Genomic DNA, 23,497 nt, shown 5'->3' with positions numbered 1-23,497 from the left:
GTCACCGACCCCGACGTCGTGACCGCGACCCCGTGCACCCTCGTGCACCCCGGAGACCTCCCATGACCCTGCTGCAGCCCGCACCGGCCGCCCGCCGGACCACCACCCTCACCGAGCAGCCGCGCGCGTTCCGCGACGGCCTGTCCGCCATGGTCACGTCCGTCTGCGTGATCACCACGGCCGTCGACGGCCACCGCCACGGCTTCACCGCCAACTCCGTCACGTCGGTGTCGATGGACCCGCCGCTGGTGCTGGTGTGCCTGGCCGACACCGCCGAGTGCCACGACGCGTTCTGGGCGACGGACAGCGTCGCGGTCAACGTGCTCGCCGACGACCAGGCGCACCTGTCGACCGTGTTCGCCACCCGCGGCGCCGACAAGTTCGCCGCCGCGACGTTCCACGCCGGTGCCACCGGCGCCCCGGTGCTCGAGGGCGCGACCCTCACGCTCGAGGGCCGGGTGCACGAGCGCACCACCGCCGGCGACCACACGATGATCCTCGTCGAGGTCACCGCGGTGGCCCAGGGCGACCGCACCCCGCTGACCTACCAGGGCCGGCGGTTCCGCCGGCTGCTGCCCACCGAGGAGTGAGCATGGCCGCCACCGCCCCGCTGCCCGAGCACGTCGTCACCGACCCCGACCACATCGTGGTCCGCGGGCTGCACAAGACGTACCCGGGCGCGCAGCAGCGTGTCCTCGACGACGTCGACCTCGTCGTCCCGCGCGGCACGTTCGTCTCCCTCATCGGCCCCAGCGGGTGCGGGAAGTCCACGCTGCTGCGGGCGGTGGCGGGCCTCGAGCCGTACGACGGCGGCGAGCTGAGCATCTTCGGCGCGAGCCCGCAGGAGGCCTGCGGGTACAAGGCCGTGGGCCTGGTGCCGCAGACGCCCGCCCTGCTGCCGTGGCTGACGGTGGCGCGCAACGTCGAGCTGCCGGGCCGCGTCAACCGCGGGGCCGAGCGGCGCCGGGCCGCGCGGTACGGCATGGGCGGCCCGGCGCGCACCGAGGGCGGGGTGTCCACGGCCGAGCTGCTCGACCTGGTGGGCCTGGCCGACAAGGCCGACGCGCACCCCGGGCACCTGTCGGGCGGCATGCAGCAGCGTGTCGCGATCGCCCGGGCGTTCGGCCTCGAGCCGGACGTGCTGCTGATGGACGAGCCGTTCTCCGCGCTCGACGAGTTCACCCGTGAGGCGATGCGCCTGCACCTGCTGAGCCTGTGGCAGCGCATGCAGACCACGGTCCTGTTCGTCACGCACTCCGTGCGCGAGGCCGTGACGCTGTCCGACCAGGTCGTGGTCATGTCCGCCCGGCCGGGGCGCATCCACGAGGTGATCGACGTCGACCTGCCGCGCCCGCGCGACCGCGACGTGCTCGCCGACGCGCACCTGCACGAGGTCGAGGACCGCGTGCGCGACTCCCTCCAGGACGCCTGGGAGCACGGCGCCAAGCCGGCGGACCTGGTGCCCGCATGACGCTCACCCCGGCCCGCCCCGCCGGTGCCCGGCCCCGCACCCGCCCCGACCGACCGAGAAGAGGTGGCCAGATGGTCGTCGAGACCGCCGCCCCCGGACCGCTGCTCGTGCGCGGCACGCCCGCACCCGCCCGGGTCGCCGCGCCGCGTCGCCTGCCCGCCGCCGTCCGTCCCGCCGTCTGGCTGCCGACGCTCGTGGCCGTCGGCGTCGTCGGCGCCGCGTGGCAGCTGGTCGCCGCCGGCAACCCGTACGTGCTGCCCGACCTGCGCGACGTCGGCACCGCGCTCGTCGACGACCCGCTGCTGTTCGTCACCAACGCGTGGGCGACGCTGCAGATCGCGCTGCTCGGCCTGCTCTACGGCTTCGTCGCCGCGTTCGTGCTCGCGGTCCTCGTCAGCGAGTCCGCGCTGCTGCGCCGGGCGATCATGCCGCTGGCGAGCGTGCTCAACGTGACGCCGGTCGTCGCGCTCGCCCCCGGGCTGGTCGTGGCGTTCGGGTTCGGGCTGGCGCCGAAGATCATCGTCACCGCGATCATCACGTTCTTCCCCGTGCTGGCGAACGTCAGCACCGGGCTGCGGTCCGTGCCGCTGCCCGTGCTCGACGTGTTCCGCACCCTGCGCGCGTCGCGGCTGGAGGTGCTGGCCCGCCTGCGGGTGCCCAGCGCCATGCCGTACACGCTCGCGGCGCTGCGGGTCACGCTGCCGCTGTCCGTGGTGGGCGCGGTCGTCGCGGAGTTCGTCGCCGCCGGCTCGTCGTCGGGCCTCGGCACGATGATCAAGACGTCCGCCGCGAACTCCCAGCTGCCGCAGATGTACGCGGCCGTGACCTGCCTGGCCCTGCTCGGGGTGCTGATGCTCGCGGTGATCGCGCTGCTCGAGCGGCGCCTGCTGTTCTGGCACGAGTCCCAGCAGCGCCCCCGCGGCTGACACCACTCGCCCCCCACCCACCGTCGGCCCGTCCGACCGCTGCCGCCTGCCCGCACGCCCCGTCGTACCCGTCCGCTCCCGCCCCTCCCCGCACCCCTGGAGCCGTCATGCACCCCAGCACCACCACCGCCCCGACCCGCACGTCCACGACGGGACCGGCCGGCCGCCGCGCCGCCCGCCGCGTCGGCCCCGTCGCCGCCGGCCTGGCCGCCGTCCTCACGCTCGCCGCCTGCTCGTCCGCCGAGGCCGAGACCGAGGAGACCGTCGCCGCGGGCGCCACCGAGATCTCCGCCGAGCGGTGCGCCGCCAACGAGGCCGCCGGCACGATCACCTACATCACCGGGTACCAGTACCAGTCGTCGGCGGGCATCCTCGAGGCCGTCGCCGCCGACGCGCTCGGCTACTTCGACGCGCTGTGCCTCGACGTCGAGATCCAGCCCGGCTCCGGCGACACCGCGGCCAACGCCCAGCTCGTCGCCGCCGGCACCGCGCAGGTCACGTCGCTGGGCAACGAGGCCGAGGTCCTCAAGGCCGTCGCCGGTGGCGTCGACATCACCGGCGTCCTGACCTGGGCGCACGTGCCGATCGCGACCCTGATGACCGGCCCGGAGATCACCGACCTCACGCAGCTCGAGGGCCAGACCCTCGGCCACAAGGGCTCCCTGCCGGCCCCGCTGCGCGCGATGCTCGTCGCCGAGGGCGTCGACGTCGACGCGATCGAGCTCGTCGAGGTCGGCTACGACCCCAGCGTCCTGCCGCGCGGGCAGGTGCAGGCCCTCACCGGCTACAAGTCCAACGAGCCCCTGACGCTCGAGGCCATGGGCGAGGACGTCACCGTGTGGAACCCGGAGGACGTCGACGTCGTCGGCTCCTTCGGCGCCCTCGCCGTGAACCCGGACTTCGCCGCCGAGCACCCGCAGGCCGTCACCGACTACCTGCGGGCCGTGATCCACGCGTTCGACCACTGCGTCGAGAACGGCGAGGAGTGCGTCGGCTACGCCGCCGAGCTCGCCGAGTCCGGGTACGACGCCGAGCACAACGCGAAGATCTGGGCCACCGAGGCCGAGCTGGCCCTGTCGTCCACGCCCGACGGCGAGCCCCTCGGGTACCTCGACGCCGCGGCGACGGAGGCCGAGGCGCAGACCCTCGTCGACTCCGGCGAGCTGGGCGACGTGCCCGCCGTCGAGGACGCCTTCGACGCCTCGTTCCTCGAGGCGGTCTACGACGGCACCGAGCTGGTGTGGCCCGGCGAGTGACGCCCCGCCCCGCCCGCACCCGCCCCACGACCCCGAGGTGACCCCATGACGCAGACCACGGCCGCACCCACCACCGCACCCACGACCACCGCAGCCACCGAGTACGGCATCTTCCTGCCCATCGGCAACGGCGGCTGGATCATGTCCGAGACCGCGCCCCACCCGCAGGCCACGTACGACTACAACAAGACCGCCGCGGTGCTCGCCGAGGCCCACGGCTTCGACTTCGTGATGTCGATGGGCAAGTTCCGCGGCTACGGCGGCAGCACCGACCACTGGGGCCGCACCCTGGAGTCGATCACCATGATGTCCGGCCTCGCCGAGGCCACCGAGCGCGTGAAGATCTGGGCGACGATCCACACCAACCTGTTCAACCCCGCCGTCGCGGCCAAGATGTACACGACCCTGCAGGACATCAGCGGCGGCCGGGCCGGCATGAACATCGTCGTCGGGGCCTACGCCGACGAGTTCGCGCAGATGGGGGAGTGGGACACCACCCGCGACCACGCCGCCCGCTACCGGTACACCGAGGAGTGGGTCACCGCGCTCGAGCGGCTGTGGACCGAGGACTCCGTGACGATGGACGGCGAGTTCGTCCACCTCACCGACTGCCAGTCCCGCCCCCACCCGGCGGTGCGGCCCACGCTCATCTCCGCCGGCCGCTCGCCCGCCGGCCTGGACTTCCAGGCCCGGCACTGCGACGGGTCGTTCCTCACCGCCGACGACCTGCCCGGCCTGCGCGCCGCGTCCGACGACGTCAAGGCCCGGGCCGCCGCGCAGGGCCGCAGCATCAAGACGTACTCGATGCTCACGGTCGTGCTCGACGAGACCGACGCCAAGGCCCAGGCCCGCCGCAAGGAGTACGGGCGCGGCGCCGACGTCGAGGCCATCGTCAACATGAAGACGTCCTGGGGCCTGCCCCTCGACCGCGCGCTGTCCATGACGGCCGAGAACCCCGAGGACGAGGCCTTCCAGACCGCAGTCGTCGACGGCTCGCCCGAGACCGTCACCGAGCGCATCACCGAGCTCGTCGAGGAGACCGGCGTCGACGGCCTCATGGTGATCTTCCCCGACTACCACGCCGACCTGCCCGTCTTCGGCGAGGCCGTCATGCCGGCCCTGCGGGCCCGCGCCGGTGCGGCGGTGGGCGCATGAGCACCGACCTCGTGCTCCTCGACGGCAGCGTGCGCCCCCTGCCCGGGCCGCTGGCCGAGGGTGCGCTCGTCGTGATCGACGTCCAGCGCTCCTTCGCCGACCCCGCGCACCTGCCCTGGCTGGACGCCGCCGCGCTCGGGACCGTCGCCGCGGCCGTCGCCGCCACCGCGCACCTCGTCGACGTCGCCCGCGAGCACGGCGTGCCCGTCGTCTGGGTCGCCCTCGAGCAGGACCCCGCCGCGCCCTGGGGCACGTCCCTGTGGCTGCGGGGCGTCCCAGCCGACGCCCCCTGGCCCGGCGCCGACGAGCCCTGCGTCGCCGGCACCCCCGGCGCCCGGTGGTACGGCGTCGAGCCCGCCCCCGGCGAGACCGTCGTCCGCAAGACCCGGTACTCCGGCTTCGTCGGCACCACCCTGGAGGCCGAGCTGCACGCCGCCGGCACCACGTGGTTCGTCGCCGCCGGGCTGACCACCGAGTGCTGCGTCGGCACCACCGTCTGGGACGGGTTCCAGCGCGGCTTCCGCACCGTCGTCGCGTCCGACGCCACGGCCGCCTACGACGCGGCCGTGCACACCACCACCCTGCGCGCGCTCGCCGAGAGCGCCGCCCTCGTGGCGACGACCGACGCGCTCGCGGACGCGTTCACCACCGCACGTCGCACGCAGGCGGTGCCGGCATGAGCGGGCAGATGCGCATCGCGTTCGACCTGTCGTTCACGCACACCGAGGGCCGCTGGGCCGCGCCCGGGTCGTGGGTCGGCGCCGACTACCCCGACCTCGGCGCCTTCGTCGAGCTCGCCATGGCCGCCGAGCGCGGCGGGGTCGACATGCTGTTCTTCGGCGACGGCGTGGGCGTGCCCGACACCTGGCAGGGCTCCATGGACGCCGCGATCGAGTACGGCATCCAGTGGCCCCGGCAGGACATGAGCCCGTTCATCGCCGCGATGGCGCAGGCCACCCGGCACATCGGCTTCGGGCTGACCTACTCCTCGACGTACATGCACCCCTTCTACGTGGCGCGGCTGCTCAACTCCCTCGACCACGTCACCGGCGGGCGCGTCGCGTTCAACGTCGTCGCGTCCGGCCGCGTCACCGACGCCGCCAACTACGGCCTCGACGGGCTGCCCGACCACGACGGCCGGTACGCGCGCATGGAGGAGTTCGTCGAGGTCTGCCAGGCCCTGTGGGACTCCGTCGAGCCCGACGCGATCGTCCGCGACCGCGTCACCGGGCGGTTCGCCGACCCCGCCAAGGTGCACCGCGTCGACCACGACGGCACCTACTTCAAGGTCGCCGGCCCGCTGCCGTCCGTCCCCAGCCCGCAGGGGCGGCCCGTGCTCGTGCAGGCCGGCGCGTCCCCGCGCGGGATCGCCGCGTCCGCGGCCTTCGCCGACGTCGTCTTCGGCATGGGCGGGCACCTGCCCTCGCAGGTCTCGCACCGCGAGCGCCTGGACGCCGCGCTCGTCGCCGCCGGCCGCGACCCCGCCGACGTCGGCATCCTCTGGGCGATCCAGGCGATCGTCGCCGAGTCCGAGGACGAGGCGAAGTCCCGCAAGGACCGCATGGCGCAGATGCTGCCGCCCGACGCCGTCGGGGCGTACCTGTCGTACAACTCCGGGTTCGACTTCTCGACGCTGCCGTCGTCGTTCGCGCTCACCGAGGTCGCCGACGCGATCGCGGCCGCGCAGGCCACGCAGGCCGGCTTCGTGCAGCGTCTCATCGCGCTGCGCGGCGACGACGCGACGATGACGCGCGACGAGTTCTTCGACGAGGGCTGGCGCTGGGCCACGGGGTACGAGCAGACCGTCGCCGGCACGCCCGGCCAGGTCGCCGACGACCTCGAGGCGCAGTTCGAGGCCACCGGGCGGCGCGGCGGGTTCATGATCTGCAACCCGTCGACCATGCCGGGGTCGTTGCACGACGTGGTCGGGCTGCTCATGCCCGAGCTGCGCCGCCGGGGGCTGGTGCGCGACGGGTACGCGGGCGCGACCCTGCGCGAGAACCTGCTCGGCCGGTGACGACGGCCGCCCCGGACCGGGTGGCGGGTGCGCCCTCCCGCACCCGCCACCTGCCGCCGGGGATGCGCGAGCAGGTCGTCCTCGTGTGCTGCCTCGTCGCGACCGCGCAGGTCACCTGGGGTGCGCTCGTGCCCGCCCTGCCCGAGGTCGGTGCCGCGTACGGGCTGAGCGCGTCGCTGCTCGGGGTCGTCGTCGCCGCGTTCGGCGTCGGCCGGCTGCTGACGAACGTGCCCGCGGGGCTGCTGGCGGACCGGGTCGGGGCGCGCACCCTGCTGCTCGGGGGCGGCACCGGGCTGGTCGTGGTCACCGCCGCCACCGCCCTCGCCGACGGGCTCGCCGCGCTGCTCGTGCTGCGGGTGCTCGCCGGTGCCCTCGGCGGCACGGTCGTGACCGTCGGCCTGGCGCTGCTCGCGGCCCGGGCACCCGGGGACGCCCGCGGCCGGGTGCTGGCCACCGCGCAGGCCGCGCAGCTGACCGGTGCGGCCGTCGGCCCCGTGCTCGGCAGCGCCGCCCTGGGCGTGGGCGGGGTGCCCGGTGTCTTCGTCGCCGCGGCGCTGCCCGTGCTGGTCTGCACCGTCGTCGTGGTGGTGCGGCACGACCCCGCCTTCTGGGGGCGCGTGGAGCGACCCGTCTCCGCCCGGGGTGCCGGCACCACCGCGCCGGGCCTCGGCCGCGCGGCGCTCGCGGCCGTCGTGGGTGCGAACGTCGCGGGGGCCGCGGTGTTCGTCGCACGCTTCGGCGGGGAGCAGACGCTCGCGCCGCTGCTCGCGCGCGACGCCGGCCTCGACGCCCGCGGCCTGGGGGTCGCGATGGCCGTCGTCACCGTCGTCTCGCTCGTCCTGACGCCGCTGGTCGCGCGGGCCCTGGACGCCGGCTGGCGGCGACGGGTGCTCGTGCCGGCCGCGCTCGTCGGTGCCGCGGCGATGGTCGCGTACCCGCTGGTCGGCTCCCCGGTCGCGTTCGCCGCGCTCGTCGTCGTCGCCGGCACCTGCGTGAGCACCGCCGGCATCGTGCCCGGGGTCGTGCTGGCCGAGCGCGTCGCGCCCGAGCGGCAGGGGCGCGCGACGGGCGTGTTCCGCACCGTCGGCGACGCGGGCGCGGTGGTCGGCCCGCTGGGCCTGGGTGCGCTCCTCGACCACGGTGGTCCCACCGCCGCGGCCGTCGCCCTCGCCGCGGTCGTCGTCGCAGCCACGGCAGCGACAGCCCTCCTGGTCCGCCCGTCCGTCCCGCGCGCCCCGCTCGGATGATCCGGTGGGGCTCCCGCCTGGGTTAAGGTGGTGCCAGACCCCTCGTGCGGCGTCATCTCGCTGAACTCCCCCAGGGCCGGAAGGCAGCAAGGGCAGGCGAGCTCTGGCGGGTGTGCGGGGGGTCCTTGCATGCCCGGGGCTCGTCGTCGCGGCCCGCGGCGCCGGATCGGGCGCAGAGTGTGAGCGTCGTGTGAGAGCCGGGCGGCAGAACGGTGCTCCGGCGGACGAACCGGACACACCTGCGTAGCCTTTCGGCGCATGGTCGACACCCCCACCCCCCGGCCCGCCACCCCGTCCACGTCGTCCGTCCTGCGCGGCCTGACGACCTGGCAGCAGCCCCTGGTCGTCGTGGTGCTCCTCGCGCTGGCCCTGCCGCCGCTCGCGACCGTGTTCGCCGCCCTCGTGACCCTCGTCGTGCAGGCCGCCGGCGCGTGGCTCGTCGTCGCCGCGGCCTGCGTGCTCCTCACGTCGCTCGCGGTCGCGGGCGCGCGCGTGGTCAAGCACGCCCCCGACCGGCGCCCCATGCGCCTCATGGTCACCACCGCCGCCGCGACCACCGTCGTCACGACCACGCTCGGCGTGGTCCTCGGCCTGACCCTCACCGGCCCCGCGCGCGCCGGGGTGGGCGTGCTCCTCGTCCTCGTCGGCGCCTACGCGCTCGTCCTGTCCGTCGTGCTCTGGGCCGCCGGCACCACGCTGCCCGAGCCGCCCGAGGAGCCGACCGCCCCGCAGGACGGCACGCGCCCCGAGGACGCGGCAGCAGGCGCCACCGGTGGGACGTCGCCCGCCCACGACACCGGGGCCGCGCCCGCGACGCCCCGGACGATCGGTGCACCCACGCCCGTCGCCGCTGCACCGGTGGCTGCTGCGCCCGTCACCGCTGCACCGGTCGCTGCTGCGCCTCCCGTCGCCGTCCCGACCGCGGCCTCGACGCCCGTCGCGGACCAGCCCCGGACCGGCGGCACGGAGCAGGACGAGCCGGCCTCCGGCTGGCCGACCTGGTCGAGCGCCCGCGCGCGGCGCACCGGTGCGGCGGACGACGCCCCGGCCGCGCCGCCCACGCTCACGGTCGTGCCGTCGGCCGACCCGACGCCGACCGACGACGCCGTCGAGCACGCCACGGCGGCCGCACCCGCAGCCGTCGACGCCCCCGACGAGGACGGCGTCGTCACGTCGGCCGGACCCGACGAGCAGCCGGCCGACGAGACCGCTCCCGACACGTCGGACGCCGCCACGCCCGTCACCCCGGTGACCACCGCACCCGTCGTCGAGCCCGCGCCCGTCGTCCAGGCCACGCCTGTCGTCCGGACCGCCACCGTGGGCGGTGCCGCTGACGACGACGTGCGCGCGGACGAGAGCGACGCCGTGACGCCGACCGCACCGAGCGCTCCTGCGGTGCTGGCGAGCGAGCCGGCGCCGGTTGGCACCACGCCCGTCGTCGAGCCCGAGCCCGAGCCCGCGGAGGACGAGCCCGCGGAGGACGAGCCGGCGGAGGACGAGCCGGCGGAGGCCGGGCCGGCGGAGGCCGGGCCGGCGGCCGAGACCCGTGCGCCCGGCGAGCGACCCACCCAGCCGCTGCCCGCCGACCCCGCCCCGGCGGCCGCCGTCTCGTCGGACCCGGCGCCGACGCAGCGGATGCCCCGGCAGACCGCCCCCCGCGGGGCGGCACGCACCAGCCCCAAGCCGCGGTCGGCGTCCTCCTCTGCCCGCAAGCGTGCGGTGGGCCCGGACTTCGAGCCGGCACTGCACGCGGTGCCCGACGCGGCGCCCGTCATCCCGTTCGACACCCCCGCGGCCAAGGCCCGACGCACCGCGCCGCGCACGGTCCGGGCGCGTCGCGTGGCCGACCCGGGGCCCGCGACCGAGCGGATCCCCGTGACCACCGACGACGACGGCTCGGCCACGCAGATCCTGCCGCCCACCCGCTGACGCGACCAGCACCACGGCCCGCACCGCGCGACGCGGTGCGGGCCGCCGCGTGCCGGGGGACGGCCGGTGCCGCGGGTCGGTGGGGGCACGTAGGGTGCGGAGCGTGACGACTGCCCTGTACCGGCGCTACCGGCCCGAGTCCTTCGCCGAGGTCATCGGCCAGGACCACGTCACCGCGCCGCTGCGCCAGGCGCTGCGGTCCGGGCAGTCCAACCACGCGTACCTGTTCAGCGGCCCGCGGGGCTGCGGCAAGACGACGAGCGCCCGCATCCTGGCGCGCTGCCTCAACTGCGCGCAGGGCCCGACCGACACCCCCTGCGGGGAGTGCGCGTCGTGCGTCGAGCTGGCGCGCGGCGGGCCGGGCAGCCTCGACGTCGTCGAGATCGACGCCGCGAGCCACGGCGGCGTGGACGACGCGCGCGAGCTGCGGGAGCGCGCGACGTTCGCGCCCGCGCGCGACCGGTACAAGGTGTTCATCCTCGACGAGGCGCACATGGTCTCGCCGCAGGGCTTCAACGCGCTGCTCAAGATCGTCGAGGAGCCGCCGCCGCACGTGAAGTTCGTCTTCGCGACGACGGAGCCCGACAAGGTCATCGGCACGATCCGCTCGCGCACCCACCACTACCCGTTCCGGCTCGTGCCGCCGGACGTGCTGCTGCCGTACCTCGAGGAGCTCTGCGCGACCGAGGGTGTGCAGGTCGGCTCGGGCGTCCTGTCGCTCGTGGTGCGTGCCGGGTCGGGGTCCGTGCGCGACACGCTCTCCGTGCTCGACCAGCTCATCGCGGGCGCCGGTCCCGACGGCCTCGACTACGAGGGTGCGGTCGCGCTGCTGGGCTACACGCACACCTCGCTGCTGGACGACCTCGTCGACGCGGTGTCCGCACGCGACGGCGGCGCCGCGTTCCGGGTCGTCGAGCGCGTCATCACCACGGGCCACGAGCCGCGCCGCTTCGTCGAGGACCTGCTGGAGCGGCTGCGCGACCTCATCGTCATCGCCGCGTCCGGCGAGGCCGCCGGGGCCGTGCTGCGCGACCTGCCGCCCGACCAGCTCGAGCGGATGCGGGCCCAGGCCGCGCACCTCGGTGCGTCGGAGCTCTCGCGCTCGGCCGACCTGGCCAACGCCGCACTGACGGAGATGGTCGGGGCCACGTCCCCGCGGCTGCACCTCGAGCTGCTCATGGCCCGCCTGCTCCTGCCGGCCGTCGACGACTCCCGCACCGGGCTGGGCGCGCGCGTCGACCGGCTGGAGCGTGGGCTCGCGACCGGCGCGGTCACGGCGCCGGCGGCGGCCGCTGCGCCGTCGCCCGCGGACGCGGCCCCCGTCCCGTCCGTCGCCCGGCCCGAGCCGGTGGTGGCGCACCCGGAGCCCGTCGCCCCGGCCCGCACGGTCCCGGAGCCCGTCGCCCCGGCCCGCACGGCCCCGGAGCCTGTCGCCCCCGTACACCCGGCCCCCGCCGCCGAGCGGGCACCCGCAGCCGAGGCCCCGGCGGACGGGCCGACCGCCCCGCCGGCCGCGGCGGCGCCGATCCCGCCCGCACCCGTCCCCGCGACGCACCCGGAGCGACCTGCCGCCGAGGCGCCCCGCGCCACCCCCGCCCCGGACCCGCAGCCCGAGCCGGCGCCGGCCGCCGCCCCTGCCGCGCCGGGGCCGGCTGCTGCGGCGGCCCCCGCCGGTGCGCCGACGGGTGCCGCGGCGGCGGACACCGAGATGCTGCGCCGCCGCTGGCCCGAGGTGCTCACCACCGTGCGGCGCCTGCGGCTGCCCTCGTGGGCGCTGGTCAACCAGCACGCGCAGATCCTCGAGCTCGACGCGACGACGCTGCGCCTGGGCTTCGCGCAGCCCGGCCTGGTGTCCACGTTCCGCAACAGCGGGCACGGCGAGGTCGTCGCCCGCGCGCTGCACGAGACCCTCGGCGTCCAGGCCCGCGTCGAGGCCGTGCTCGCCGGTCCGGCTGCTCCTGCGCGGGAGCAGCCGACGACGGCGGCCGTGCCCGAGGTGCCCGCCACGATCACGCCCGAGCGGGCGGCTGCGTCCTGGGACCTGCCTCCCGGTGCCGGCGACCCCGCCCCGGCACCCGCGCGGCAGCCGGCCCCCGACGCCTCGGCGACCGCCGCCGGTGCGCCCGACCGGGGCCCGCAGGACGCGGCGTCGCGGCCCGGCGCGACGGCTGCGGCAGGACCGTCCGGCCCCGGGACCGGGGCGACGACCACGCCGTCGCCCGCCGCACCGTCGCACGGCGACCCTCCCCCCGCGCCGGTGGCCGGCCCCGACGACGACATCCCCCCGGGCGACGAGCCCGAGGACCCCTGGTCCACGGCGCCGTCGTCACGACCGGCGACCCCCGCCCGGGCCCAGCGACCCGCGGACCGGCCCGCACCCCCGACGGTGCGGTCCACCGACGCCGCGTCTCCCGGCGGGGGACCGACGACCGCCCGCGAGCGCGGCATGGCCGCGGCCGCCCGGGCGGCGCAGCAGCGTCCCGCGGTGCCGTCCGAGCCGGACGAGCCGAGTCCGGACGACCCGCTGATCTCGTCGTCCGGCCTGATCGGTGCCCCGCTGGTCATGCAGGTGCTCGGCGGGCGGGTCATCGAGGAGATCGTCGACGGCGCCTGACGTGGCCCTGCGGCCGTCTCGGCGTCCGGTCCACGGGCGTCGCCCCTCCGGGTGATCCGGGTGCGTCGGCGCCGGCGCGCGGCGGGCCGCGTCGGTGCGGGCGTCGGCCTCGCGCGGACCCTCTGACCTGCGCAGACGTGCGGCCGGCGGGGGTCGGCGTCGTGCGGGGTGTCGCAGGGCTGCGACACGGCTGCGACACGTGGGTGACCACCGCGCGCCGCGTCCGTCCTAGGTTCTGGAGCGTGCCCTCCTTGTCACGACCTGTCCGGAACGTCGCCGCGGCGACCCTCGTCGTCGGTCTGCTCGCGTCCTGCGCGGCCACGGGCGACCCGGCGGCCACGCGGACGCGCCCGCCGAGCACGTCGCCCACGGCGGACACCGGCACGCCCACGGCGGTGCCCTCGGACGTGCCGACGGTGCCCGGGTACGCGGTCGGGGAGGTGCCGCCGGTGCCGCTGGTGGTGCTGCCCGACCTGGCGATGCTCGACGCGTCGCTCGCCGGGTTCGCGATCGACGTCGACGACGCGGTGGGCGACCTGCCCGGGGTGCGGGTCACGACGCTGCGCTGCGACGCGGACGCCGCGGCGGGCTCGGGCGAGCTGCTGGCGTACGGCGACGGGTCGGGCACGTTCACCGGTCCCGACGGGGAGGTCGTCACGTACGGCGACGGGTCGGGCAGCTACACGCTCAACGGCACGGACGTGACGGTCTTCGGCGACGGCTCCGGCACGTACGCCGACGGGACGACCGACGTGACGTCGTTCGGCGACGGCTCCGGCACCTACGACGACGGCACGACGAGCGTCACGCTGTTCGGCGACGGGTCGGGCACCTGGTCGCGCGGGGAGCGGTCGATCCAGAACTTCGGCGACGGTTCCGGGGTGTACCAGGACGGCGACGTGAGCTGGCAGAACTTCGGCGACGGCTCGGGGGAGTACGTGTCGCCGACCCTGACCGTGCAGAACTTCGGCGACGGCACGGGCACCGTCGACGGCGTCCCCGTGCGGGCCGAGCCGCTGCCACCCGTCGCACCGCTGGGCGACTTCCCGTCGATGGGCGTGATCGCCCCGGCGCCGTCGTGCGGCACGCGGCTCGTGCTGGACGCGACGCTGCTGTTCGACTTCGACAGCGCCCAGGTGCGACCGGCCGCGGCGGCGACGCTCGACGCGGTCGCCGAGGTCCTCGCGGGCGTCCCCGCGGCCCGGGTCGAGGGGCACACCGACGCGATCTCCGGGACCGAGTACAACCAGGACCTGTCGGAGCGGCGCGCCGCGGCGGTCGTGGCCGCCCTGCAGGAGCGGGGTGCGTCGTCGGATCTCGACGCCGTCGGGCACGGGGAGACCCGGCCCGTCGCGCCGAACGAGGTCGACGGGGTCGACGACCCCGCGGGTCGCCAGCTCAACCGGCGCGTCGAGATCGTGGTGCCCTCGTGAGCGCGGCCGGCGGGCGGTGGCGTCGACGCGCGGTCGTCGCGGTGCTCGCGCTCGCGCTCACCGGGTGCTCGGTGGACCTCGTCGACGCCGACGACGCACCGCGGCCCGGCGGACCGACGACCGGTGCACCGACGACCGGGGCGACGGCGGGCCGCGAGGTCCCGGGCACGTCCGCGACCGTCGAGGCCCCGGAGGCGATGAGCACGGCGGTCGCTCCGGCGCCGGGCGCGCAGCGACCGTCCCGACCCTCCCCGCGGTCGACCCGGGACGTGCTGCTGGCCGGTGTGCAGCAGCAGGTCACGTGCGGCGGGGGCGAGCTCGTCGTCGCCGAGGCCGGGGCGGCGGTCGAGGTGACCGACGCGTGCGGGACCCTCACCGTCTCCGGCGCGGACGCCGTCGTCGTCGCGGGCGACGTCGGGCGCCTCGTCGTCGCCGGTGCGGGCGCCACGGTCCTCGTCGCGCGGGCCGACGACGTCGACCTGCAGGCGGCGGGCCTGACCGTGCGGTGGGAGGGCGGCGCCCCGACCGTCGTGGACGTCGGTGCCGGCAGCTCGTACGGCGTCGTCGACGACGGCTGAGCCGGCCCCCACCCCCACCCGCCCCACCCCTGCCCGTCCCGACCAGGAGGAACCCGTGCACCCCGCACCTCTGCCCCCCGCGTACGCCGCGGCCCCGCCACGCACGAACACCCTGGCGGTCGTGACCCTCGTGCTGGGGGTGCTCGGGTTCGCCCTGCTGCCCGTCGTCCTCGGGCACCTCGCCCTCGCGCAGGTGCGCCGGACGGGGGAGCGGGGTGCGGCGCTCGCCGTGGTCGGCCTGGTGCTCGGGTACCTCACGTGCGCGCTCTACGCGCTCGTGGCCGTGCTCGTGCTCGGCGGCGGGATCGTCCTGTGGGGCGCGGGGTGACGCCGGACGGCCCGCGGGTCCTGCTCGTCGACGACGAGCAGGCCATCCTCGACGGGCTGGCGCCGTTCCTCGAGCGGTCCGGGCTCGTCGTGACCACGGCGACGGACGGCCTGCAGGCGCTCGCGGCCCACGCGGGCGCGCCCGCGGACATCCTCGTGTGCGACGTGCTCATGCCCCGGCTCGACGGTCGCGCCCTGGTACGACGGCTGCGCGGCGCCGGGGACTGGACCCCCGTGGTGCTGCTGACGCAGGTCGGTGCGTCGTACGAGCGCTCGGCCGCGCTGGAGGAGGGCGCCGACGACTACCTGAACAAGCCCTTCGACCCGCAGGAGCTGCTGGCGCGCGTCCGGGCGGTCCTGCGCAGGGCCGTGCCGGGGCAGCCGTCGCTCGCGGCCGCGGACGTGCTGGTCTGCGAGGACCTGCGGGTGGAGCGCGGCGCCCGCCGGGTGCTGCTCGCGGGCGCTCCCGTGCCGCTCACGCCCAAGGCGTCGCTCCTGCTCGACTACCTCATGACCCACCCCGGCGAGCTGCACACCCGCGAGCGGCTGCTCCAGGCGCTGTGGGGCTTCGAGCAGCCCGTGGCCACGCGGGCGGTCGACCACCGTGTCGCGGAGATCCGCCGGGTCCTCGGGGACGACGCCGCGGCGCCGCGGTTCGTCGAGACCGTCCAGCAGCACGGGTACCGGTTCTGCGGGACCGTGCGCCGGGGCGCCGCGGCATGACCGGCGGGCGCGCCGTCACCGCCGCGGCTGCGGGCGTGGTGCTGCTCGGCGGGTCGGCCGCCGTGGCGGTGGCCGTCGCGGCCCCGTCGCTGCGCGTCGTGGTGACCTGGTACCCGGCGGCCGTGCTCGCGGCCGGCGCCGCGCTCCTCGCCGGGACGCTGCTGCTCGTCGCGACGCTGCGGGCACGGGCCGTGCGCACGCGGGACCGCGCGCAGGACGCCGCGCACGCGGCGGGGCGCGAGGCCGAGCGTGCCGCCCACCGCCGGTTCCTGGCCCGGCTGGACCACGAGCTGAAGAACCCGGTGACGGCGCTCCAGGCCGCCGCCGCGGGCCTCGAGCCGGACCCCGACGACGGCCCCCGCGTGCGCGCGCACGCCACGGTCCGCGGCCAGTCCGCCCGGCTCGCGGCGCTCGTCGCCGACCTGCGCCGGCTCGCCGAGCTCGAGGTGCGCGACATCGAGCAGGAGCTCGTCGACGTGGCCGAGGTGGTGCGCGACGCGGTCGCGGACGTCGTCGACCAGCAGACCGCGCGCGGCCTGGCGCGCCCCGACGTCGTCGTGACCCTGCCGACGGCGCCCTGGCCGCTGCCGCCCGTGCGCGGCGACGTCGACCTGCTGTACGCCGCCGTGACGAACCTGCTGGTCAACGCCCTCAAGTTCAGCCCGCCCGGTGCCCGTGTCGAGGTCCGGGGCTCCGACGAGGACGGCACGGTCGTCGTCGAGGTCGCCGACACCGGTCCCGGCATCCCCGCCGACGAGGTCGACCTGGTCTTCGACGAGCTCGCGCGCGGCCGCGACGCCCGCGGCCTGCCCGGGTCCGGGCTGGGGCTGCCGCTCGTGCGCGTGGTGGCCGAGCGGCACGGCGGCCGGGCGGTGCTGCGCTCGCGGCCGGGCAGCGGCACCAGCGTGCGCCTGCACCTGCCTGCGGCGGCCGGCTGACCAGCGCCCGGACGGCCCCGTCCCGAGGCCCGCCCGTGCCGCGCACGGCGGCGGCCCGGCCGCGGGCGGCGCGCGCCCGTGCGGCGACTACGCTGGCCGGGTGTACGAAGGCGCGATCCAGGACCTGGTCGACGAGCTCGGGCGGCTGCCCGGGGTCGGCCCCAAGAGCGCCCAGCGCATCGCGTTCCACGTGCTCGCCGCGGACCCCGCGGACGTGCGGCGCCTGGCGGACGCGCTGACGGAGGTCAAGGCCCGGGTGCGGTTCTGCGAGGTGTGCGGCAACGTCGCGCAGGAGCCGCAGTGCCGCATCTGCCGCGACCCCCGCCGCACCCCCACGGTGCTGTGCGTCGTGGAGGAGGCCAAGGACGTCGTCGCCATCGAGCGGACCCGCGAGTTCCGTGGTCGGTACCACGTGCTCGGCGGCGCCATCAACCCGATCGCGGGCGTCGGCCCGGACGACCTGCGGATCGGGCTGCTCATGCAGCGCCTCGCGGACGGCACGGTCACCGAGGTGATCCTCGCGACCGACCCGAACGTCGAGGGCGAGGCCACGGCCACGTACCTGGCACGGATGCTCGTGCCCATGGGCCTGACGGTCAGCCGGCTCGCGTCGGGGCTGCCCGTGGGCGGCGACCTGGAGTACGCGGACGAGGTCACGCTCGGGCGGGCGTTCGAGGGACGCCGCCGCATCAGCGCCTGACGGGTGCGGCGACGGCGCCGGCACCCACGACGAGGGGGAGGAGACCGATGAGCGACGGACGACCGGTGGTCGAGGCGGACGTGCGGGAGATCGCCGAGGCGGTCGCCGCGGAGTCTCGCGGCTTCCTGACGACGGTGACCGAGGTGGCGGCGGGCTCCGCGCCGGAGGCGTCGATGCCTCTGCTGCTGCTCGCGGTCTCGGACCTGCTGGCGGCGGGCGCGCGGCTCGGCGCGACGACGGACGTGGTGCCGCCCTCGCGCTTCGAGCCCGACGTCGGCCCCGACGCCGACCTCGAGCCGCTGCGCGTGAACCTGGCCAACCTGTTCGAGGGCATCGACGAGTACGTCGAGGTCATCGACCCGATCCTCGGCCCGGAGGTCGAGGAGTCGACGATCTCCGGCGACCTCGTCGCGATCGTCGGTGCCCTGACCCAGGGGCTCGCCCACCACGACCGCGGCAACGTCCTCGAGGCCCTGTGGTGGTGGCAGTTCAGCTACCTGTCCGACTGGGGCGAGCGCGCGGCCAGCACCCTGCGCGCCCTGCAGACGATCATCGCCCACGTCCGCCTGGACGTCGACGACGACGTGGCCGCCGAGGCGGAGTACGACGCCCTGCAGCCCTGACCTGCCTACCGCAGGTCCTTGACCAGCATGAGCGTGGCGTCGTCGTCGAGCGGGACGAGGGCGCCCGGGGCGACCGGGCGGTCGTGGTGCATGACGCCGCGCCCGTCCGGCACGTAGCCGCGCTGCACGTACAGCCGCTGCGCGGCCCCGTAGTCGGCGCTCAGGCCGACGCCGATGCCGACGCGCGGCCCGTGCGCGGCGGCCTCGTGCTCGAGCGCGTCGAGCAGTGCGGTGCCGACGCCCCGGCGCCGGTACGGCGGGAGCACGTTGAGGTCCGCGACCTCGGGCACACCCTCGTCCCGGAACGGCGGGTAGTCCGAGCTCCGGCGCAGCGTCCCGTACCCGGCGAACGCGCCGTCCACCTCGGCGACGACGCACACGCGTGCACCGGCCCGCTGCTCGGCCAGGTAGCCCAGGTACTGCTCCTGCGGCTTGCACCACCCGATCGCGGCGAACGCCGCCTCGAGCAGCTTCGGGTCGGAGTCCTGCAACGGCCTCAGCGCGATGACGTGGTCCATGCCGTCACGCTCCTGCTCCCCGCCGCACGCGCGCCACGGCATTTCGACCAGGCCGGCTGGCTCAGCGCGTCAGCCTGACGATCTCGTACCGGGCGACCTCCTGCGGTGACGGGAGGGCGTGAGGGTTCCCGGTCGCGCGCCCACCCCTCCAGCGGGCGCGCGACCGGTGCTCGTGGGGTCAGGCGACCCGGGTGCCGCGGGCGAGGGTGCGCTGCGGGATGCGCAGGCGGCGGACCGCGACCGCGAAGCCGAGGCCGCCGAGCAGCAGGTTCACGGCCAGGCCCCACGGCCACACGGGTCCGCCGACGGTGATCTCGGGCCCGTCCGTGGGCGCGGGCTCGCCCTCGCCCCAGCTCCAGCACTCGTCGATCGCGGTCGGCGGGGCGGCCAGGTCGCGCACGCCGCGGCTCAGCTCGGCCGTCGGGTCGACGCGGTACACCGAGCTGCGCGGGTCGTTGGCGGGGCCGGTCCCGGCGCCGTCGGCGACGACGACGAACGGGTTCACCGTGAGCAGCCACGAGGTGCGCTCGGTGTGGGCGACGTCGCGGACGTCCTGGTAGTACGTGCAGCGCGGGTAGCCGGTCGCGTCGTCGAAGTCCTCCCACGCCTCGTCGGTCACGCCGAAGACCGTGACCTCCTCGGTGGTGGTGATCGCGGGGTAGGTGATCGCGAAGAACACCGGCGTGAAGATCGTCAGTCCCGCGACCGTGAGGAACGTCAGGACCGTCGACCCGGCGGGCCGGGCCGCGATCGTCGACCAGCCGAGGCCGATCCCGCAGACCGACGCCAGCAGCAGGGCGATGAGCAGCACCACGCGCGGCAGCGCGAGCACCGCGACGTCGCCCATCGCGACGGCTAGGACGAGGAACGGCAGGCTCACCGCGAGGAACGCCAGCGCGGAGAACCACGCGGCCAGCAGCTTGCCGAGCGCGATCTCCGCGGGCGAGAGCAGCGTGACCTGCAGCGTCGCGAGGGTGCCCGCTGCGCGGTCGCCGTTGACGGCCGTCGAGGTCAGCGTCGGCGTGACCAGCAGGCCGAGGCCGAGCACGAGGAACGTGACGATCATGAACAGCAGCGGGCCGCGCGACTGCTCGTCGCCCGTGCCCCCGAGCATCCACGACAGGGCGCCCGACGAGAGCAGCGTGATCGCACCGACCACGACGACCCACACGACCAGCGCGGTCTTCCACCGCGACGAGCGCACCCGCTGGCGCAGCTCGAGCGCGACGACGGTCCGCACGCCGTGCCAGGTCAGGGACCAGGTCCGCACGCCCGCACCGTCGTGCTGCGCGGGTGCGACCGGGGGAGCGTCCTGCGTCATGCCCGTCACCGCCGTTCCTCGTCGAGGGCCAGGTAGGCCTGCTCCAGCGCGCCGCCCGCGGGGCTGAGCGCGGTCACGGGCACGCCGGCGGCGACCGCGTCGGCCAGCAGGCGTGCCGCACCGGCGTCGCCCTCGACCTCGATGAGCACGCCGCCGGGCGCATCGGGCGCGCCCTCGGCGAGCGCCCCCGTGCCGGGGTGGCCGAGCGTGTCGTCCGGGCGCCACGCGGCGCCGATCGTGTCGAGCCAGGCGGTCAGCGCCGTGCGGGACAGGGCCCGCACGTGCCAGGTGCGCCGCGCGGTGGCGGCGTCGACGGCCTCGTGCCCGGCGACGGTGCGCCCGCGCGAGATGAACACCGCGTCGTCGGCCATCTCCTCCAGCTCGGACAGCACGTGCGACGACACCAGCACGGTGCGGCCCTCGTCGGCGAGGCGGCGCAGCAGCACGCGCAGGTCGACCCGGGAGCGCGGGTCCAGGCCGCTGGCGGGCTCGTCGAGCAGCAGCACCTGCGGGTCGTGCACGAGCGCCCGGGCCAGGCCCAGCCGCTGCTTCTGCCCGCGGGACAGCACGGCCGCGGGCCGGTCGGCGTACTCGGTCAGGTGCACGGTCGCGAGCAGCTCGTCGACGCGGCCGCGGACCTGCGCGCGGGGGACCCGGTACGCGTCGGCGAAGGTCGTGAGGACCTCGCGGGCCGTCAGGGAGTCCCAGGTGCCGAACGCGTCGGGCATCCACCCGGTGCGGGCGCGGGCCGAGGCGCCGTCGGTCACCGGGTCGGCGCCCGCCATGCGCACGTGCCCGGAGTCCGGGACGAGCAGGCCGGCGAGCACGAGCAGCAGGGTCGTCTTGCCGGAGCCGTTGGGGCCGACGAGCGCGGTCACGGCACCGGCGCGGGCGACGAGGTCGACCCCGTCGAGGGCCTGCACGGAGCCGAACGCGCGCCGCACGCCGCGGGCCTCGATGCCGGGCACCGCGCCCGGGGAGGTGGGCGTCGGCTCGAGCACGGCGGTCGTCGCGGCGGCCGGGGCAGCCGGTGCAGCGGTCGGGGCCGGTGCGGACTGTGCCGGTGCGGACGGGGCCGGTGCGGTCGGGTCGGTCGTGCTCGGGTCGGTCGTGCCGCCCGACGCGTCGTCGGGGGGAGGGGTGCTCGCGGGTGCGTCGTCGCCGGACATGGCGATCACGCTAGGCGCGCGTCGTGCGGCGCCGCGTCCCCCCGGGGTCTGACGTGCGCACCCGCCGCGTCCTCCGTCCGGCGGGGCCCCGTGCCGCCCGCGGTCTCCCGACGTCCGTCATGCGAAACCGTGACGGTCCGCATCCTGGGCTCGTCCTAGACTCGCCAGGTCCATGACCCGCGACCTCGGGAGCCGTCCGGTGGCCCTCATCGTGCAGAAGTTCGGCGGCTCGTCCGTCGCCGACGCCGCCAGCATCAAGCGCGTCGCCCAGCGGGTCGTGGCGACGACGAAGGCCGGCCACGACGTCGTCGTCGTCGTGTCGGCCATGGGTGACACCACCGACGAGCTCATCGACCTCGCCCGGCAGGTCACGCCGCTGCCCCCGCAGCGCGAGATGGACATCCTGCTGACCGCCGGCGAGCGGATCTCCATGTCGCTGCTCGCGATGGCGATCCACAGCCTCGGCGTCGAGGCCAAGTCGTTCACGGGCCAGCAGGCGGGCGTCATCACCGACGAGGTGTACGGCAAGGCCCGGATCATCGACGTCTCGCCCAGCCGCATCCGTGACACGGTCGCGCGCGGCGAGGTCGCGATCGTCGCGGGCTTCCAGGGTGTCAACCCGTCCACCAACGACGTGACGACGCTGGGCCGCGGGGGCTCCGACACCACGGCGGTCGCGCTCGCGGCGTCCCTCAAGGCCGACGTCTGCGAGATCTACACCGACGTCGACGGCGTGTTCACCGCCGACCCGCGGATCGTGCCGAGCGCCCGCAAGCTGGACCGCATCAGCTACGACGAGATGCTCGAGATGGCGGCGAGCGGCGCCAAGGTGCTCATGCTGCGGTGCGTGGAGTACGCGCGCCGCTACCAGGTGCCGGTGCACGTGCGCTCGTCGTTCTCGACGCACACCGGCACGCTCGTGACCGACGAGCCCGACCCGACCAAGGACACCACCATGGAGCAGCCGATCATCGCCGGCGTCGCGCACGACCGCAGCGAGGCCAAGATCACCGTCGTCGGGGTGCCGGACGTGCCCGGCAAGGCCGCGCGCATCTTCGAGGTCGTCGCCGGTGCGGGCGTGAACCTCGACATGATCGTGCAGAACGTCTCGGCCGCGGCGACGGGTCTGACCGACATCTCGTTCACGCTGCCCGCCGCCGACGGTGCGACCGCCACGCAGGCGCTCACCGAGCACCAGCCGGGCATCGGCTTCACGTCGCTGCAGTACGACGACACGATCGGCAAGCTCTCGCTCGTCGGCGCCGGCATGAAGTCGCACCCCGGCGTGTCCGCCAAGCTGTTCTCCGCGCTGTCCGAGGCCGGCATCAACATCGAGATGATCTCCACGTCGGAGATCCGGATCTCGGTCGTCACGCGCGCGGACTCGCTCGACGACGCGGTGCGCGCCGTGCACACCGCGTTCGACCTGGACGCCGAGCAGGACGAGGCCGTCGTGTACGGCGGGACGGGGCGATGACGATGGCGGGCAACGGGCTGCGGGTCGCGGTCGTCGGGGCGACCGGGCAGGTCGGCGCGGTCATGCGCCGGCTGCTCGACGAGCGGGACTTCCCGGTCGCGTCGATCCGGTACTTCGCGTCGGCACGGTCGGCGGGCACGACCCTGCCGTGGCGCGGCACCGACGTGGTCGTCGAGGACGTCGCGACGGCGGACCTGTCGGGCATCGACGTGGCGCTGTTCTCCGCGGGCGGCGGGACGTCGAAGGAGCACGCGCCGCGGTTCGCGGCGGCCGGTGCCGTCGTCGTCGACAACTCCTCGGCGTGGCGCCGCGACCCCCGGGTGCCGCTCGTGGTGTCCGAGGTCAACCCGCAGGCGCTCGACGAGATCGAGATCGGCATCGTCGCGAACCCCAACTGCACGACCATGGCCGCGATGCCCGTGCTCAAGGTGCTGCACGACGAGGCCGGGCTGCGCCGCCTCGTGGTCTCCACCTACCAGGCCGTCTCCGGCTCCGGGCTGGCCGGTGCGCGCGAGCTGGACTCCCAGGTCCGTGCGGCCGTCGAGCAGGACACGCTCGGGCTCGTGCACGACGGCGCCGCGGTGGCGTTCCCGGCGCCGGAGAAGTACGTCGCGCCCATCGCGTTCGACGTCATCCCGCTGGCCGGGTCCATCGTCGAGGACGGCCTGCACGAGACCGACGAGGAGCAGAAGCTGCGGCACGAGTCGCGCAAGATCCTCGACGTGCCGGACCTGCTGGTGTCCGGCACGTGCGTGCGCGTGCCGGTGTTCACCGGGCACTCGCTGTCGGTCAACGCCGAGTTCGAGCGGGCGATCACGGTCGAGCGCGCCACCGAGCTGCTGGCGTCCGCGCCGGGCGTGCAGCTCGCGGACGTGCCGACGCCGCTGGTCGCCGCCGGCCAGGACCCGTCGTTCGTGGGGCGCATCCGCCAGGACGAGGGTGCCCCCGACGGGCGCGGCCTGGCGCTGTTCATCAGCAACGACAACCTGCGCAAGGGTGCCGCGCTCAACGCGGTCCAGATCGCCGAGACCCTGGCGACCCGCCGCTTCGGCCTGTGAGCGGGTCCGGCGCACCG

The 23,497-nt window shown here is 76.0% G+C and carries 22 protein-coding genes and 1 other RNA gene; 20 read left to right on the top strand and 3 right to left on the bottom strand.

Annotation, left to right across the window (positions count from 1 at the left end):
* The first annotated feature begins 62 nt into the window (after positions 1-62).
* The 18 genes from BKA21_RS08230 (at position 63) to BKA21_RS08145 (ending at position 17,937) form a co-directional block, all read left to right on the top strand.
* On the top strand, positions 63-590 hold the full coding sequence (locus tag BKA21_RS08230) for a flavin reductase family protein (protein ID WP_140457771.1): 528 nt from the start codon (positions 63-65) through the stop codon (positions 588-590).
* A gap of 2 nt (positions 591-592) precedes the next feature.
* A complete protein-coding gene (locus tag BKA21_RS08225; protein WP_140457770.1) occupies positions 593-1,471 on the top strand; it encodes an ABC transporter ATP-binding protein in 879 nt (292 codons plus the stop codon).
* 71 nt (positions 1,472-1,542) lie between these two features.
* A complete protein-coding gene (locus BKA21_RS08220) occupies positions 1,543-2,397 on the top strand; it encodes an ABC transporter permease (RefSeq protein WP_140458402.1) in 855 nt (284 codons plus the stop codon).
* A gap of 107 nt (positions 2,398-2,504) precedes the next feature.
* Positions 2,505-3,653: an ABC transporter substrate-binding protein gene (locus BKA21_RS08215; protein ID WP_140457769.1), complete on the top strand. Its 1,149-nt coding sequence runs from the start codon at positions 2,505-2,507 to the stop codon at positions 3,651-3,653.
* A 45-nt stretch (positions 3,654-3,698) separates the two neighbouring features.
* Positions 3,699-4,808 (top strand): LLM class flavin-dependent oxidoreductase, encoded by a 1,110-nt coding sequence (locus BKA21_RS08210; protein ID WP_140457768.1) that lies wholly within the window; start codon positions 3,699-3,701, stop codon positions 4,806-4,808.
* A complete protein-coding gene (locus tag BKA21_RS08205; protein ID WP_140457767.1) occupies positions 4,805-5,488 on the top strand; it encodes a cysteine hydrolase family protein in 684 nt (227 codons plus the stop codon). Before BKA21_RS08210 ends, BKA21_RS08205 begins: the two co-directional genes overlap by 4 nt.
* Complete coding sequence (locus BKA21_RS08200; RefSeq protein WP_140457766.1) at positions 5,485-6,825, top strand: NtaA/DmoA family FMN-dependent monooxygenase; 1,341 nt, start codon at positions 5,485-5,487, stop codon at positions 6,823-6,825. The genes BKA21_RS08205 and BKA21_RS08200 overlap by 4 nt, the downstream gene beginning before the upstream one ends.
* Entirely contained in the window at positions 6,822-8,072 is a 1,251-nt protein-coding gene (locus tag BKA21_RS08195) for an MFS transporter (protein WP_140457765.1), read from the top strand. The genes BKA21_RS08200 and BKA21_RS08195 overlap by 4 nt, the downstream gene beginning before the upstream one ends.
* 33 nt (positions 8,073-8,105) lie before the next feature.
* Positions 8,106-8,202: signal recognition particle sRNA small type (gene ffs / locus BKA21_RS08190), an RNA gene on the top strand.
* A gap of 128 nt (positions 8,203-8,330) precedes the next feature.
* Complete coding sequence (locus BKA21_RS08185; protein WP_140457764.1) at positions 8,331-10,001, top strand: hypothetical protein; 1,671 nt, start codon at positions 8,331-8,333, stop codon at positions 9,999-10,001.
* 103 nt (positions 10,002-10,104) lie between these two features.
* Positions 10,105-12,615 (top strand): DNA polymerase III subunit gamma and tau, encoded by a 2,511-nt coding sequence (locus tag BKA21_RS08180; RefSeq protein WP_140457763.1) that lies wholly within the window; start codon positions 10,105-10,107, stop codon positions 12,613-12,615.
* 242 nt (positions 12,616-12,857) lie between these two features.
* On the top strand, positions 12,858-14,048 hold the full coding sequence (locus BKA21_RS08175) for an OmpA family protein (protein ID WP_373308137.1): 1,191 nt from the start codon (positions 12,858-12,860) through the stop codon (positions 14,046-14,048).
* On the top strand, positions 14,045-14,626 hold the full coding sequence (locus tag BKA21_RS08170) for a DUF3060 domain-containing protein (RefSeq protein WP_140457761.1): 582 nt from the start codon (positions 14,045-14,047) through the stop codon (positions 14,624-14,626). The genes BKA21_RS08175 and BKA21_RS08170 overlap by 4 nt, the downstream gene beginning before the upstream one ends.
* Positions 14,627-14,681: 55 nt before the next feature.
* On the top strand, positions 14,682-14,954 hold the full coding sequence (locus tag BKA21_RS08165) for a DUF4190 domain-containing protein (RefSeq protein WP_203793364.1): 273 nt from the start codon (positions 14,682-14,684) through the stop codon (positions 14,952-14,954).
* Positions 14,939-15,676 (top strand): response regulator transcription factor, encoded by a 738-nt coding sequence (locus tag BKA21_RS08160; RefSeq protein ID WP_239072686.1) that lies wholly within the window; start codon positions 14,939-14,941, stop codon positions 15,674-15,676. Before BKA21_RS08165 ends, BKA21_RS08160 begins: the two co-directional genes overlap by 16 nt.
* On the top strand, positions 15,673-16,614 hold the full coding sequence (locus tag BKA21_RS08155; protein ID WP_140457759.1) for a sensor histidine kinase: 942 nt from the start codon (positions 15,673-15,675) through the stop codon (positions 16,612-16,614). Before BKA21_RS08160 ends, BKA21_RS08155 begins: the two co-directional genes overlap by 4 nt.
* A gap of 100 nt (positions 16,615-16,714) precedes the next feature.
* A complete protein-coding gene (gene recR / locus BKA21_RS08150) occupies positions 16,715-17,314 on the top strand; it encodes a recombination mediator RecR (protein WP_140457758.1) in 600 nt (199 codons plus the stop codon).
* Between the two features lie 47 nt (positions 17,315-17,361).
* Positions 17,362-17,937: a DUF5063 domain-containing protein gene (locus BKA21_RS08145; protein WP_140457757.1), complete on the top strand. Its 576-nt coding sequence runs from the start codon at positions 17,362-17,364 to the stop codon at positions 17,935-17,937.
* 5 nt (positions 17,938-17,942) lie between these two features.
* Here BKA21_RS08145 and BKA21_RS08140 read toward each other — a convergent pair whose 3' ends face one another.
* From BKA21_RS08140 to BKA21_RS08130, 3 genes are all read right to left on the bottom strand, one after another.
* A complete protein-coding gene (locus BKA21_RS08140; RefSeq protein ID WP_140457756.1) occupies positions 17,943-18,455 on the bottom strand; it encodes a GNAT family N-acetyltransferase in 513 nt (170 codons plus the stop codon).
* Between the two features lie 178 nt (positions 18,456-18,633).
* Complete coding sequence (locus BKA21_RS08135; protein ID WP_140457755.1) at positions 18,634-19,776, bottom strand: ABC transporter permease; 1,143 nt, start codon at positions 19,774-19,776, stop codon at positions 18,634-18,636.
* 5 nt (positions 19,777-19,781) lie between these two features.
* A complete protein-coding gene (locus BKA21_RS08130) occupies positions 19,782-20,945 on the bottom strand; it encodes an ABC transporter ATP-binding protein (protein ID WP_239072687.1) in 1,164 nt (387 codons plus the stop codon).
* 199 nt (positions 20,946-21,144) lie between these two features.
* On the opposite strand from BKA21_RS08130, the gene BKA21_RS08125 reads away from it, so the two are divergent.
* Together BKA21_RS08125 and BKA21_RS08120 are read left to right on the top strand one after the other, a co-directional pair.
* Positions 21,145-22,422 carry an aspartate kinase gene (locus BKA21_RS08125; protein WP_140458399.1) on the top strand — a complete coding sequence of 426 codons (1,278 nt, stop codon included), beginning with the start codon at positions 21,145-21,147 and terminating at the stop codon, positions 22,420-22,422.
* Between the two features lie 2 nt (positions 22,423-22,424).
* Complete coding sequence (locus BKA21_RS08120) at positions 22,425-23,480, top strand: aspartate-semialdehyde dehydrogenase (RefSeq protein ID WP_140458398.1); 1,056 nt, start codon at positions 22,425-22,427, stop codon at positions 23,478-23,480.
* Positions 23,481-23,497 lie beyond the last annotated feature (17 nt).

The organism is Cellulomonas oligotrophica, assembly GCF_013409875.1.
Lineage (GTDB): Bacteria > Actinomycetota > Actinomycetes > Actinomycetales > Cellulomonadaceae > Cellulomonas > Cellulomonas oligotrophica.
The sequence above is the reverse complement of the archived record's forward strand: the minus strand, read 5'-3'. Positions and strand labels throughout refer to the sequence as shown.

Coding starts and splice junctions, on each gene's coding strand:
- BKA21_RS08225 (WP_140457770.1), top strand. CDS start 593: ATGGCCGCCACCGCCCCGCTGCCCGAGCACGTCGTCACCGACCCCGAC.
- BKA21_RS08120 (WP_140458398.1), top strand. CDS start 22,425: ATGGCGGGCAACGGGCTGCGGGTCGCGGTCGTCGGGGCGACCGGGCAG.
- BKA21_RS08135 (WP_140457755.1), bottom strand. CDS start 19,776: ATGACGCAGGACGCTCCCCCGGTCGCACCCGCGCAGCACGACGGTGCG.
- BKA21_RS08220 (WP_140458402.1), top strand. CDS start 1,543: ATGGTCGTCGAGACCGCCGCCCCCGGACCGCTGCTCGTGCGCGGCACG.
- BKA21_RS08145 (WP_140457757.1), top strand. CDS start 17,362: ATGAGCGACGGACGACCGGTGGTCGAGGCGGACGTGCGGGAGATCGCC.
- BKA21_RS08210 (WP_140457768.1), top strand. CDS start 3,699: ATGACGCAGACCACGGCCGCACCCACCACCGCACCCACGACCACCGCA.
- BKA21_RS08215 (WP_140457769.1), top strand. CDS start 2,505: ATGCACCCCAGCACCACCACCGCCCCGACCCGCACGTCCACGACGGGA.
- BKA21_RS08200 (WP_140457766.1), top strand. CDS start 5,485: ATGAGCGGGCAGATGCGCATCGCGTTCGACCTGTCGTTCACGCACACC.
- BKA21_RS08140 (WP_140457756.1), bottom strand. CDS start 18,455: ATGGACCACGTCATCGCGCTGAGGCCGTTGCAGGACTCCGACCCGAAG.
- BKA21_RS08185 (WP_140457764.1), top strand. CDS start 8,331: ATGGTCGACACCCCCACCCCCCGGCCCGCCACCCCGTCCACGTCGTCC.
- BKA21_RS08230 (WP_140457771.1), top strand. CDS start 63: ATGACCCTGCTGCAGCCCGCACCGGCCGCCCGCCGGACCACCACCCTC.
- BKA21_RS08205 (WP_140457767.1), top strand. CDS start 4,805: ATGAGCACCGACCTCGTGCTCCTCGACGGCAGCGTGCGCCCCCTGCCC.
- BKA21_RS08130 (WP_239072687.1), bottom strand. CDS start 20,945: ATGTCCGGCGACGACGCACCCGCGAGCACCCCTCCCCCCGACGACGCG.
- BKA21_RS08155 (WP_140457759.1), top strand. CDS start 15,673: ATGACCGGCGGGCGCGCCGTCACCGCCGCGGCTGCGGGCGTGGTGCTG.